This is a genomic window from Salmonella enterica subsp. arizonae (assembly GCF_008692845.1).
GTDB classification, from domain to species: domain Bacteria; phylum Pseudomonadota; class Gammaproteobacteria; order Enterobacterales; family Enterobacteriaceae; genus Salmonella; species Salmonella arizonae.
The window spans coordinates 183,622-195,565 of record NZ_VXJW01000004.1; the positions used below are offsets into that span (position 1 = coordinate 183,622).

At 51.0% G+C, this 11,944-nt stretch carries 9 protein-coding genes and 1 tRNA gene; 5 read left to right on the forward strand and 5 right to left on the reverse strand.

Features of this window, described 5'->3' with window-relative positions; translation table 11 throughout:
- Window positions 1–123: 123 nt before the first annotated feature.
- On the reverse strand, window positions 124–1,137 hold the full coding sequence (gene tsaD, locus F4V61_RS09950) for a tRNA (adenosine(37)-N6)-threonylcarbamoyltransferase complex transferase subunit TsaD (RefSeq protein WP_038397608.1): 1,014 nt from the start codon (window positions 1,135–1,137) through the stop codon (window positions 124–126).
- A gap of 227 nt (window positions 1,138–1,364) precedes the next feature.
- Between tsaD and rpsU the strand changes: the two genes are divergently transcribed.
- The 3 genes from rpsU to rpoD all read left to right on the forward strand — a co-directional run bounded on the left by rpsU (window position 1,365) and on the right by rpoD (window position 5,540).
- Entirely contained in the window at window positions 1,365–1,580 is a 216-nt protein-coding gene (gene rpsU / locus F4V61_RS09955; protein ID WP_001144069.1) for a 30S ribosomal protein S21, read from the forward strand.
- 217 nt (window positions 1,581–1,797) lie between these two features.
- Window positions 1,798–3,543: a DNA primase gene (gene dnaG / locus F4V61_RS09960; protein ID WP_038397607.1), complete on the forward strand. Its 1,746-nt coding sequence runs from the start codon at window positions 1,798–1,800 to the stop codon at window positions 3,541–3,543.
- Between the two features lie 14 nt (window positions 3,544–3,557).
- Entirely contained in the window at window positions 3,558–5,540 is a 1,983-nt protein-coding gene (gene rpoD, locus F4V61_RS09965) for an RNA polymerase sigma factor RpoD (RefSeq protein WP_071820952.1), read from the forward strand.
- A gap of 122 nt (window positions 5,541–5,662) precedes the next feature.
- Here rpoD and mug read toward each other — a convergent pair whose 3' ends face one another.
- Window positions 5,663–6,169 (reverse strand): G/U mismatch-specific DNA glycosylase, encoded by a 507-nt coding sequence (gene mug / locus F4V61_RS09970; RefSeq protein ID WP_038397606.1) that lies wholly within the window; start codon window positions 6,167–6,169, stop codon window positions 5,663–5,665.
- A 125-nt stretch (window positions 6,170–6,294) separates the two neighbouring features.
- Here mug and F4V61_RS09975 point away from each other — a divergent pair.
- Window positions 6,295–6,370 (forward strand) — tRNA-Ile (locus tag F4V61_RS09975).
- Window positions 6,371–6,766: 396 nt separating this feature from the next.
- Here the strand turns inward: F4V61_RS09975 and F4V61_RS09980 are convergent.
- A complete protein-coding gene (locus tag F4V61_RS09980) occupies window positions 6,767–7,534 on the reverse strand; it encodes a siderophore-interacting protein (protein WP_058819756.1) in 768 nt (255 codons plus the stop codon).
- A gap of 229 nt (window positions 7,535–7,763) precedes the next feature.
- On the opposite strand from F4V61_RS09980, the gene F4V61_RS09985 reads away from it, so the two are divergent.
- Complete coding sequence (locus F4V61_RS09985; protein ID WP_103143120.1) at window positions 7,764–8,414, forward strand: PadR family transcriptional regulator; 651 nt, start codon at window positions 7,764–7,766, stop codon at window positions 8,412–8,414.
- On the opposite strand, the gene F4V61_RS09990 is transcribed toward F4V61_RS09985, so the two are convergent.
- Window positions 8,411–9,976: a methyl-accepting chemotaxis protein gene (locus F4V61_RS09990; protein WP_000478451.1), complete on the reverse strand. Its 1,566-nt coding sequence runs from the start codon at window positions 9,974–9,976 to the stop codon at window positions 8,411–8,413. The genes F4V61_RS09985 and F4V61_RS09990 overlap by 4 nt on opposite strands.
- A gap of 402 nt (window positions 9,977–10,378) precedes the next feature.
- Window positions 10,379–11,899 carry a methyl-accepting chemotaxis protein gene (locus F4V61_RS09995; protein WP_079828608.1) on the reverse strand — a complete coding sequence of 507 codons (1,521 nt, stop codon included), beginning with the start codon at window positions 11,897–11,899 and terminating at the stop codon, window positions 10,379–10,381.
- Between the last annotated feature and the right edge of the window lie 45 nt (window positions 11,900–11,944).

The window sequence follows — 11,944 nt, forward strand, 5'->3', positions numbered from 1 at the left end:
AATGGTCGCCGCAGGCTGTTTCCCGGCAACGAACTGATGTTGCTGATCATCACCGGGCTGTTGTGGATGCCCGTAGTTTTGCTGTAACCCCGTTGGGGCGACGTCACGCCGCCCCAACGGGTTTTACACCGCCGGCAACTCCGCCAGCGGCCAGCGCGGACGTACCGTTACGCCAAGATCCGCCGTAACGCCCGCCTTAAACCGCACCATCCCGGCATAAGCGATCATCGCCCCGTTATCGGTACAAAACTCCGGACGGGCATAAAACACTTCGCCGCGGCGTTTTTGCATCATCTCCGCCAACTTCGCACGCAACGTTTGGTTAGCGCTGACGCCGCCCGCCATTACCAGACGCTTAAAGCCGGTGCTTTCCAGCGCGCGTTTGCACTTGATCATCAGCGTATCCACAACCGCATCTTCAAAAGCGCGCGCGATATCAGCGCGAGTTTGTTCGTCTTCGCCGTTACTACGGATGGTGTTGGCGGCAAAGGTTTTCAGACCGGAAAAACTAAAATCCAACCCCGGACGATCGGTCATCGGACGCGGAAAGACAAAACGCCCGGCAGTACCCTGCAAAGCCATTTTCGACAGCATCGGGCCGCCAGGATAATCCAGCCCCAACAATTTGGCAGTCTTATCAAACGCTTCACCGGCGGCATCATCAATCGATTCCCCCAGCAGTTCGTACTGCCCGATTCCGGTTACGCTAATGAGCTGCGTATGCCCGCCGGAGACCAGCAGCGCCACAAACGGAAAATCCGGGGGGTTATCTTCCAGCATCGGCGCCAGCAGATGACCTTCCATATGGTGTACAGGAATAGCCGGCACATTCCAGGCAAATGCCAGAGAACGTCCAACCGTAGCACCCACCAGCAGCGCGCCGACCAGGCCCGGCCCTGCGGTATAGGCCACCGCGTCGATGTCGCTCGCCATCAGACCGGCTTCTTTTAATGCCGCCTGAATCAGCGGCACGGTTTTACGCACATGATCGCGGGAAGCCAGTTCAGGCACTACACCGCCGTAGTCAGCATGTAATTTTACCTGACTATACAATTGGTTGGCTAATAGACCTCTTTCGTCGTCGTAAATGGCGATGCCAGTTTCATCGCAGGATGTCTCAATACCCAGTACACGCATGACTTGTTTTACCTCGCTCTAATACCGCGCAGTGTAGGTCTAATGTGGGTGGATGTATACCCTCAGTCCCGACTTCGTGTATACTCCCTCCCCTTATAAAAGTCCCTTTCAAAAAAGGCCGCGGTGCTTTACAAAGCAGCAGCAATTGCAGTAAAATTCCGCACCATTTTGAAATAAGCTGGCGTTGATGCCAGCGGCAAACCGAATTAATCAAAGGTGAGAGGCACATGCCGGTAATTAAAGTACGTGAAAACGAGCCGTTCGACGTAGCTCTGCGTCGCTTCAAGCGTTCCTGCGAAAAAGCAGGTGTTCTGGCGGAAGTTCGTCGTCGTGAGTTCTATGAAAAACCGACGACTGAACGTAAGCGCGCTAAAGCTTCTGCAGTTAAACGTCACGCGAAGAAACTGGCTCGCGAAAACGCACGCCGTACTCGTCTGTACTAATTTTTTGAGAGCGGGCTGCTCTCAATTCAGATCGAGTTGTAGTTGTAAGGCCGTGCTTCCGAAAGGAATGCGCGGCTTGTTTTCGTTTATGAATCAGCATCTACATACAACCATTCACGCTGTATCGCAAAACGCGTTAGCCCGGGCTCCATGCCTGAGGAGAACTCAGAAGCCAATGCAAAACAGAGTGAAGGATGGAATGTAACTTACGGGGCATATGGCTGGACGAATCCCACGCGTATTCATTAATGACCTGCTGGCGAGAACCGACATCGTCGATCTGATCGACGCGCGCGTAAAACTCAAAAAGCAGGGCAAGAACTATCATGCGTGTTGTCCGTTCCATAATGAGAAAACCCCTTCTTTCACCGTAAACGGTGAAAAACAGTTTTATCACTGCTTTGGATGCGGCGCGCATGGCAATGCGATCGACTTTTTGATGAATTACGACAAGCTCGAATTTGTCGAAACCGTCGAAGAGTTAGCGGCAATGCATAACCTGGAAATCCCCTATGAAGCGGGAACCGGGCTTAGCCAGATAGAGCGTCATCAACGGCAAAATCTCTATCAGCTGTTGAATGGGCTGAATGACTTTTATCAGCAGTCGCTTACCCATCCTGCGGCAAAACCTGCGCGTGACTATCTGCAAAAGCGCGGTCTGAGCGCTGAAATTATTCAGCGTTTCGCCATTGGCTTCGCACCGCCAGGTTGGGATAACGCGTTAAAGCGCTTCGGTAATAACAGCGATAACAAAGCATTGTTGCTGGATGCCGGAATGCTGGTTAATAACGAGCAGGGCAGCACTTACGATCGTTTCCGTAACCGGGTCATGTTCCCTATTCGGGATAAACGCGGCAGGGTGATTGGATTTGGCGGTCGAGTGCTGGGTAACGACACGCCGAAATACCTTAACTCTCCGGAAACCGACATTTTCCATAAAGGTCGCCAGCTTTATGGCTTTTATGAGGCTCAGCAATATAGCGCTGAACCGCAACGCTTGCTTGTGGTCGAAGGTTATATGGATGTCGTCGCACTAGCGCAATATGACATTAACTATGCGGTCGCCTCGCTGGGTACTTCAACCACGGCAGACCATATGCATATGTTATTCCGGGCGACGAACAACGTGATTTGCTGTTACGACGGCGACCGGGCAGGCCGTGACGCCGCGTGGAGAGCCCTGGAAACAGCAATGCCTTATATGACCGATGGTCGGCAGGTACGCTTTATGTTTTTACCGGACGGCGAAGACCCGGATACGCTGGTGCGTAAAGAAGGAAAGGCGGCTTTCGAAGCGCGGATGGAGCAGGCGCAGCCGCTCTCTACGTTTCTGTTTAATAGCCTCCTGCCGCAGGTGGATTTAAGCTCGCCGGATGGCAGCACGCAGTTAGCCGCGCTGGCGCTGCCGCTTATTAATCAGGTGCCTGGCGACGCGCACCGTATTCAACTGCGTCAGACGTTGGGGCTAAAATTAGGCATTTTCGACGATAGTCAGCTTGATCGTTTAGTGCCCAAACAGGCGGAAAGCGGCCTTTCCCGCCCGGCTCCGCAGCTAAAACGCACGACCATGCGTATACTGATAGGATTACTGGTGCAAAATCCGGATCTCGCGCCGTTGGTGCCGCCATTAGACGCGCTGGATCAGAATAAGCTGCCTGGGCTTGGCTTATTTAAAGAATTGGTCAAAACTTGTTTGGCTCAGCCAGGCCTTACTACCGGACAACTTCTGGAACTCTACCGTGGCACAAATGATGCTGCGACCCTTGAAAAATTATCGATGTGGGACGATATAGCAGATAAGGCGATTGCCGAAAAGACCTTTACCGACTCACTCAACCATATGTTTGATTCGCTGCTGCAACTGCGACAAGAAGAGCTGATCGCCCGCGATCGCACTCACGGTTTAAGCAGCGAAGAACGCCGGGAGCTCTGGACGTTAAACCAGGAGCTGGCCAGAAAATGAATTTAACGGCTTAAATGCCGCATATCGATCGGGAAGCCCCCGACAGCCGCAGTGAGAGGCAGCGGCCCAAATATAAGTATGCCCTCGCTTTAAATGTCGGCAGTTATATCGTCGACACCAATCAAACGAATAAGTGTGGATACCGTCTTATGGAGCAAAACCCGCAGTCACAGCTGAAACTTCTTGTCACCCGTGGTAAGGAGCAAGGCTATCTGACCTATGCCGAGGTCAATGACCATCTGCCGGAAGATATCGTCGATTCAGATCAAATTGAAGATATCATCCAAATGATCAACGACATGGGTATTCAGGTGATGGAAGAAGCGCCTGATGCCGATGATCTGCTGCTGGCTGAGAATACCACCAGCACCGATGAAGATGCGGAAGAAGCTGCTGCACAAGTTCTGTCCAGTGTTGAGTCTGAAATCGGTCGTACGACTGACCCGGTACGCATGTATATGCGTGAAATGGGCACTGTTGAACTGTTGACCCGGGAAGGCGAAATCGACATCGCTAAACGTATCGAAGACGGGATCAACCAGGTTCAATGCTCCGTTGCCGAATATCCGGAAGCCATTACCTATCTTCTGGAACAGTACGATCGCGTTGAGGCTGAAGAGGCTCGTCTGTCTGATCTTATCACCGGCTTTGTTGATCCGAATGCGGAAGAAGAGATGGCGCCGACCGCAACTCACGTCGGCTCTGAACTCTCCCAGGAAGATCTGGATGATGACGAAGACGAAGATGAAGAAGACGGCGACGATGATGCCGCCGATGACGACAACAGCATTGACCCTGAACTGGCACGCGAAAAATTCGCTGAGCTGCGCGCGCAGTATATCGTCACGCGCGACACCATCAAAGCAAAAGGCCGCAGCCATGCCGCCGCGCAGGAAGAGATTCTGAAGCTGTCTGAAGTGTTCAAACAGTTCCGTCTGGTACCGAAGCAATTCGACTACCTGGTCAACAGTATGCGCGTGATGATGGATCGCGTTCGTACTCAGGAACGTCTGATCATGAAGCTCTGCGTTGAGCAGTGCAAAATGCCGAAGAAAAACTTTATCACGTTGTTCACCGGCAACGAAACCAGCGAAACCTGGTTCAACGCCGCCATCGCGATGAACAAACCGTGGTCGGAAAAACTGCACGATGTAGCGGAAGAAGTGCAACGCTGCCTGCAAAAACTGCGGCAGATTGAAGAAGAAACCGGCCTGACCATCGAACAGGTGAAAGACATCAACCGTCGCATGTCTATTGGGGAAGCGAAAGCCCGCCGTGCGAAGAAAGAGATGGTTGAAGCGAACTTGCGTCTGGTTATTTCTATCGCCAAGAAATACACCAACCGTGGTCTGCAATTCCTCGATCTAATCCAGGAAGGCAACATCGGTCTGATGAAGGCGGTTGATAAGTTTGAATACCGTCGCGGCTACAAGTTTTCCACCTATGCTACCTGGTGGATTCGTCAGGCGATCACCCGCTCTATCGCAGATCAGGCGCGCACCATCCGTATTCCGGTGCATATGATTGAGACCATCAACAAGCTCAACCGTATCTCCCGCCAGATGCTGCAAGAGATGGGCCGCGAGCCGACGCCGGAAGAACTTGCTGAACGGATGCTGATGCCGGAAGATAAAATCCGTAAGGTGCTGAAAATCGCTAAAGAGCCTATCTCCATGGAGACACCAATAGGTGATGATGAAGATTCGCATCTGGGGGATTTCATCGAGGATACCACCCTTGAGCTGCCGCTGGATTCTGCCACTACCGAGAGCCTACGCGCCGCCACCCACGATGTTCTGGCTGGCCTGACCGCCCGTGAAGCGAAAGTCCTGCGTATGCGTTTCGGTATCGATATGAATACCGACCATACTCTGGAAGAAGTGGGTAAACAATTCGACGTTACCCGCGAACGTATCCGTCAGATCGAAGCGAAAGCGCTGCGTAAGCTGCGCCATCCGAGCCGTTCTGAAGTGTTACGCAGCTTCCTGGACGATTAATTCGTCGTACACGCATAAACGCCGCCTTACGGCGGCGTTTTTTATCAGGTCATGCGCGAGCGCCTTATTTGGCCTGCAGAATTTTTACAATGTGTGAGTATTCGTACCCTTATTCACTATTGCTATAACCCACGCATAATGAGCGCTTCATCCAGCTCGCGATAGGCCTCGACCAGTTTTTCCGTTTTTATACGGTTTAAACCGCTGGGATTTGGCAATACCCACACCGTCGTCGCGCCAATGACAATCTTCTGTTTACCCCAGGCGATACCGCGCTGGCTGAAACCCTGTTCGAAAGCCTGTTTACCAAGCACAGCCAGCGCTGCGGGCTGATAATCCTCAATTTTTTCAATCAGGCTTCGTCCGCCGCTACGTAGCTCATGCAACTTCACCTCAGTCGCCTGTACCGTCGGTCGGTCAACTAATTTTGTTACTCCGCAGCGAAAATCCAGTAATTTTTCCGCCTCTTCCGGTTTCAACTGTCGATCGGTGAAACCGGCCAAATGAATAACCTTCCAGAAACGATTCGCAGGATGGGCAAACGGAAAACCGGTATTCGCCGAGGAGAGCCCCGGATTGATGCCGCAAAAAACCACCCGTAACCCTGGCGCCAGTATGTCCTTAACCATTATCACTCCTGAGCAATACAACGTTCTTTAAGTATAACGGGTTGAAAATACATTGTTTATAAAAACAGCACCCGCACGGTTATGGCTGGATTGCTGCGTAAAGTTACATTATAATCCACCGCCACGGCCCCTTAGCTCAGTGGTTAGAGCAGGCGACTCATAATCGCTTGGTCGCTGGTTCAAGTCCAGCAGGGGCCACCAAATTTTAGTTTTAGAATCATATAATTAAGCCACTCGAAAGAGTGGCTTTTTTGTTATCTCATTTTTAAGTGGCGATAAAATGGCGGTGTAAATGGCAAATATTGGCAAACGCTGGCAAATAATGGCAATCTATGTCAATGATAAATAACGAAAATATTGATTTCCCGTTGTTCTGGTAGGAAATAATAATCGCTTGGTCTCTGGTCCAAGTCCAGCAGCGGCCACCAAACTTTAACTTTAAAATCATAAAATTAAGCCACTCAAAAGAGTAGCTTAATTGTTTCTATAATGCTCAGTGTCGCGCTGAGCATTGTACCGTGCCACGCCTCACGCTCGTGTTCTCGCTGTGTTTCGTCCATCTACGGGATGAAAGACCGGGAATCAATGACCCTATAGCTATTTACGATGCCAATAGGCTGCCGTACGTACTAGTTGTGGATCAAATCCATTTTCAAAGCGCTGACTTAAATGTTTCACCGTTTTGCCTTCTCCAGTGATCCAGATGAAATAGTCTGAATCGGGTATCGTTAGCTGCGACAGAAGCGTTTGTATTGCCTGCTCATCGCCGCCAACAACATATTCCACAGTAATGTCCGTCACATGGGCGAGATACCCCCGATATGCCGCATCCTGAATACTTACCAGCGCGGTTACTGCGGGACGCACAGGCAGAAGGCTAAGCGACTCCAGACGACGACGCAACGCGGGCATACCGGACTCATCGCAGACATAAACCTGATAGGCATAGTCTTCCGGCACCACCAGCGAACCGCGCGGCCCGCCAATCGTCAGTGTATCGCCCTCACGCGCCTCCATTGCCCAACGGCTGGCTACGCCGCCATCGTGGATAAAGAAATCCAGCGCCAGCTCGCGGCGCGCCTCATCATACAGCGGCGTGTAGTCCCTGGAGGCCGGACGGACGCCCTCTCCCCAGATGATGCCTTCCTCGGTCACTATCGGGGGCGTAAAGCGGTCGCCAGGTTCAGGGAAAAAAACTTTCGTGTGATCGTCAAAGCCCCGGGATGTGAAACCGTCCAGCGCCTCACCGCCAAGTACGATCCTCTGAAATCCTGCGCTAATACGTTCTACCCGTAGGACGGTCAGCTCGCGAAAACGCAGTTCATTACGAACACGCTGTGGGTAGCGTACGGATGATGTAGTCATTTTTTGCCTTCGCAAAGTAATACGATATATCTAAATTAACATTTAAATGATAATGATTGTTAATCAGAAAAAATGCAACTCTTTTTTTGATAGGGTACTGGCTACACTATATTAATCAAAACATAAAATAAATACATTAACATCAATATCTTAAAATTAAAAACAAACCTGCACTTGCTAACATCTTATATTTAGATATAAATTAGATATATCTAAAAAACAGGAGGCAATGATGCAAAACCAATATGAAGGGTGCTGCAAAAACCGGGATCATAAGCACGACGGCTGCTGTAAAGATCGGGAACATCACCATGAAGGCTGCCATAGCGCGCATCAGCATGAGAACGCCAGTTGCGGCGGCGAACAACACCGTCACGGACACGGCTGCGGCCATCATGGACGGGGCGGCGGCCGGCGTCAGCGATTTTTTGGTCACGGCGAACTTCGGCTGGTTATTCTCGATATCCTGACCCAGGACGCCAGCCACGGCTATGAACTGATTAAAGCGATAGAAAACCTGACCGGGGGCGACTATACGCCAAGCGCCGGCGTGATCTACCCCACGCTGGATTTTTTACAGGAGCAGCAATTTATTACTATTAGCGATGAAGAAGGCGGGCGGAAAAAAATTGCGATTACCGCGAAGGGCGCGCAATGGCTTGATGAAAATCGCGAGCATCTGACGCATATTCAGGCGCGGTTAAAAGCCCGTTGCGTCGGTATGGAGTTACGTAAAAATCCGCAGATGAAGCGGGCGCTGGATAACTTCAAGGCCGTGCTGGATCTGCGGATAAACCACAGCGATATCAACGACGCGCAAATCAAACGCATTATCGGCGTGATTGATCGCGCGGCGCTGGAAATCGCCGAACTCGATTAAGCGGGCTGCGCGTCTTCTTCCCGGACGCGGAACACGTTAACCAGCTCTTTTAAATGTAACGCCTGTTCGTTCAGCGACGCCGCGGCGGCAACAGACTCCTCCACAAGGCAGGAGTTTTGTTGCGTGGCGGCGTCAATCAGGCCAATCGCGCTGTTAATCTGTGAAATACCATCGGTTTGCTCGCGGCTGGCCTGCCCAATCTCACGCAATATCACATCCATCTCTTCGACGTTATCCACCATACCATTAATCAGGGCACTGGCTTTCTCCACCAGTTGCATACCTTCCTGAGTCTGGCTGGTTGAATCTTCAATTAAATTACGGATTTCGCTGGCCGACGAGGCGCTCTTTTGCGCCAACTGGCGAACCTCCCCCGCGACAACGGCAAAACCGCGCCCATGTTCGCCCGCGCGCGCCGCTTCCACCGCCGCGTTCAGCGCCAAAATATTGGTCTGAAAAGCAATGGAATCAATGATATTGATGATATCCGACATACGATTTGCCGTATCATTAATGACGCGCATTTTCTGCGTCACTTGATTCATCATCTCACCGTTGTTTTTCACCACGCTGGCGGCGCCGGCAGACAGTTTCGTCGCTTCACTGGTATGGTCAGCCGTATTTTTAACCGTGGAGGTAATCTGTTCCATCGACGCAGCCGTTTCTTCAACAGAACTGGCCTGCTCTTCCGTCCGCGCCGCCAAATCTTGGTTGCCGGCGACAATTTGCGCCGCCGCTGTGGAGATGCTTTCCGAGCCGTTTTGCACTTCCTGTACGATATCCAGCAGACGCGTTTTCATCGCCATCAACGCTTGCAGTAGCACGCCCGTTTCATCTTTATAGTCGGTGGTGATATGGCGAGTCAGATCGCCATCGGCAATCGCCTCGGCAAAGCGTACCGCTTCATCAAGCGGTCGGGTAATGGAACGCACAATATACCATCCCATTACACACCCAGCGGCGATACTTATCAGCGCCAGGGTGATTAATAGCGTCCGATTGGTTTTAAAATCGCCTTCAACTTGTACGCCCGCGTTGTGCATCTGCGCATCCTGAACAGCGATAAGCTCCTGAACTTTGTCCTTATAGACCTTTTGCACCTGCACCGTTCTGGTCATCATCTCCTCAATGGCCGCCTGACGATTATGGCTTTGAATATCTTGCAAAATACGGAATCTGGACTCCAGGTATTGCTGGCGCGCTTCACGGATCTCGGTAATGATTTTCTGCGAAGCCGCATCGTGTCGATTGCTGGAAAGATCATCCAGTAACGCCGATATACGCTGGCTTATCTCATTCAGTTCTTTCTGCGAGCTCTGGCTCCAGCGCCCTTCTTCATCCAGTAACATAAGCTGCTGAGCGATGATGAAATCATTAAAATTATCGATTAACAGATTGGCTTTCACCGTGGTGGGATAATCATTGGTAATAATGTTCTGCATACCTGTATTAGCCCGATCAAGACTAAATAAAGACAGAGCGGAACTCGCTACCATGAGTACAATGAATAAACCAAAGGCAATAAATAATTTCGAACGTATTTTAATGTTATGCAAAAACATATTTTCTCCCTGGGATTGCATATCCTCATACAGGAAGATTTATCGGCAAAAATGTTACTAACTTTATGATATTGATCGCTTTTTATTTAGCAACATTATTAGTAAATATTTTTCATATATTACAGAGAAATGAGCCAATAGTGATATAAATAGACATTAAAAGTGAAGGAAATAGGCTAAAAGGTTAACGATTTCTAATTAATTAAACGCTCAAATACCCATTAATCGGTAGTCGAAAGCAACACAATAACAATTACATTGAAATTTATTTACATGATTTTTAACGGCATATCCGACTGATACTCTCTATGATGGCGGAAATTTTTCCCTGGCAGATCGCATCCGCCCGGTAAGCTCTTGCTACCGGGCGGATGTCAGTACGGCAGTCACCTACAAGTAAACTTAATGCAGCACCGAAACCGCATCCTCCAGCCGGCTGGCACGGTGTTTTACCATTGCCGACACTTGTGCGCTCTCCTCCACCAACTCCGCATTTTTCTGGGTAGTGCGGTTTAACTCATCCACTGCGCGGGTCAGGCTGGAGAGGCCATCAGTCTGTTCCAGCGTCGACTGACTAATGCGGGCGATAAGCTGGGTGACATTTTGCACCTGAGCTACAATGTCATCCATGGTACGACCTGCGGCATGAACCTGCTCAGAGCCTGACTGCACCTTTGTTGCGCTGGCATCAATTAATTTGCGGATATCGTTCGCCGCGTTAGCGCTGCGACTGGCAAGATGGCGTACCTCGCCCGCAACCACCGCAAATCCTTTCCCCTGTTCGCCCGCTCTCGCCGCCTCTACCGCGGCATTCAGCGCCAGGATGTTCGTCTGAAAAGCGATATCGTTAATTAGCGTGGTGATCGTACCGATACGTTGCGTACTGTTGGCGATATCATCCATCGTTTTAATGACCGTATCCATCGCCTCGCCTCCCTGCATCGCCGCGCTGCTGGCCGCAATGGAAAGCTTATCCGCAGCGGAAGACGTCTCTGAATTAAGCTTCACTGACTCCGCCATCTGGTTCATGGTCGTTACCGTTTCCTGAACATTTTCCACGCTCTGACGGGTGTGCTTATTCAGAGCATCGCTACCCTTCGCTAGCATTTCACTGCCGTTTCTGACGCTGGAGACCTGACTTGACACATCATTGATCAGCCAGCGGCACATCAAGCCAAGCTGACCTACTGCCCTCAGCGTCAGCCCCAGCTCATCGCTACGATTAAGATGTCGCACGCTGTTGCGTTCGCCGGTCGCCACTTTCAGCGCCTGCGTCGCCACATTTTCAATGGGACGCACAATTTGCCATTCAAATAGCGCCGTACCTACCAGCATCGTCAACGCGCCCATCAGCAACGCCAACCATGACGCATCCGTATAGAACAGCGCCACCACCAGCATCACTGCCATTAGCCCCATAATGCTACACACTCGCCAGCGAACAGGCATAGCGGGCAGTTTGCCCAGCAAGCCCTGACGAACCACCAATCCTTTATGAATACGTTTACTACACCGTCCTTCATTCAGTGCCTTATATAGAGGCTCGACGGCGGCAATCTCGTCCTCCGTCGCGCGGGTACGGATCGACATATATCCCGTCACATGCCCTTTGCGTATCATCGGTACCGCGTTGGCCCGCACCCAATAATGGTCGCCGTTTTTACACCGGTTTTTCACAATGCCGCTCCACGGTTCGCCCTGTTTTAGGGTGTACCACATATCGGCGAAGGCAGCTTTTGGCATATCCGGATGGCGCACCAGATTATGTGGCTGCGCCAGCAACTCGTTTAACTGATAGCCGCTCACCTGGACAAAGGAGTCGTTGGCGTGAGTGATATAGCTTTCCAGGTCGGTCGTTGACATCAGAGTGGTATCATCATCCAGCGGGGTATTTCGCTGGCTGACGTAGGGATGAGAAGACATGATAGCGTCCTGTGCGGGTTATCTGGATGTTAATTTTTTCTCATA

What these genes read in the sequence shown, in the direction of transcription:
- rpsU (WP_001144069.1), top strand. Translation starts at nt 1,365, where the DNA reads ATGCCGGTAATTAAAGTACGTGAAAACGAGCCGTTCGACGTAGCTCTG.
- rpoD (WP_071820952.1), top strand. Translation starts at nt 3,558, where the DNA reads ATGCCGCATATCGATCGGGAAGCCCCCGACAGCCGCAGTGAGAGGCAG.
- F4V61_RS09980 (WP_058819756.1), bottom strand. Translation starts at nt 7,534, where the DNA reads ATGACTACATCATCCGTACGCTACCCACAGCGTGTTCGTAATGAACTG.
- F4V61_RS09995 (WP_079828608.1), bottom strand. Translation starts at nt 11,899, where the DNA reads ATGTCTTCTCATCCCTACGTCAGCCAGCGAAATACCCCGCTGGATGAT.
- F4V61_RS09990 (WP_000478451.1), bottom strand. Translation starts at nt 9,976, where the DNA reads ATGTTTTTGCATAACATTAAAATACGTTCGAAATTATTTATTGCCTTT.
- dnaG (WP_038397607.1), top strand. Translation starts at nt 1,798, where the DNA reads ATGGCTGGACGAATCCCACGCGTATTCATTAATGACCTGCTGGCGAGA.
- tsaD (WP_038397608.1), bottom strand. Translation starts at nt 1,137, where the DNA reads ATGCGTGTACTGGGTATTGAGACATCCTGCGATGAAACTGGCATCGCC.
- F4V61_RS09985 (WP_103143120.1), top strand. Translation starts at nt 7,764, where the DNA reads ATGATGCAAAACCAATATGAAGGGTGCTGCAAAAACCGGGATCATAAG.
- mug (WP_038397606.1), bottom strand. Translation starts at nt 6,169, where the DNA reads ATGGTTAAGGACATACTGGCGCCAGGGTTACGGGTGGTTTTTTGCGGC.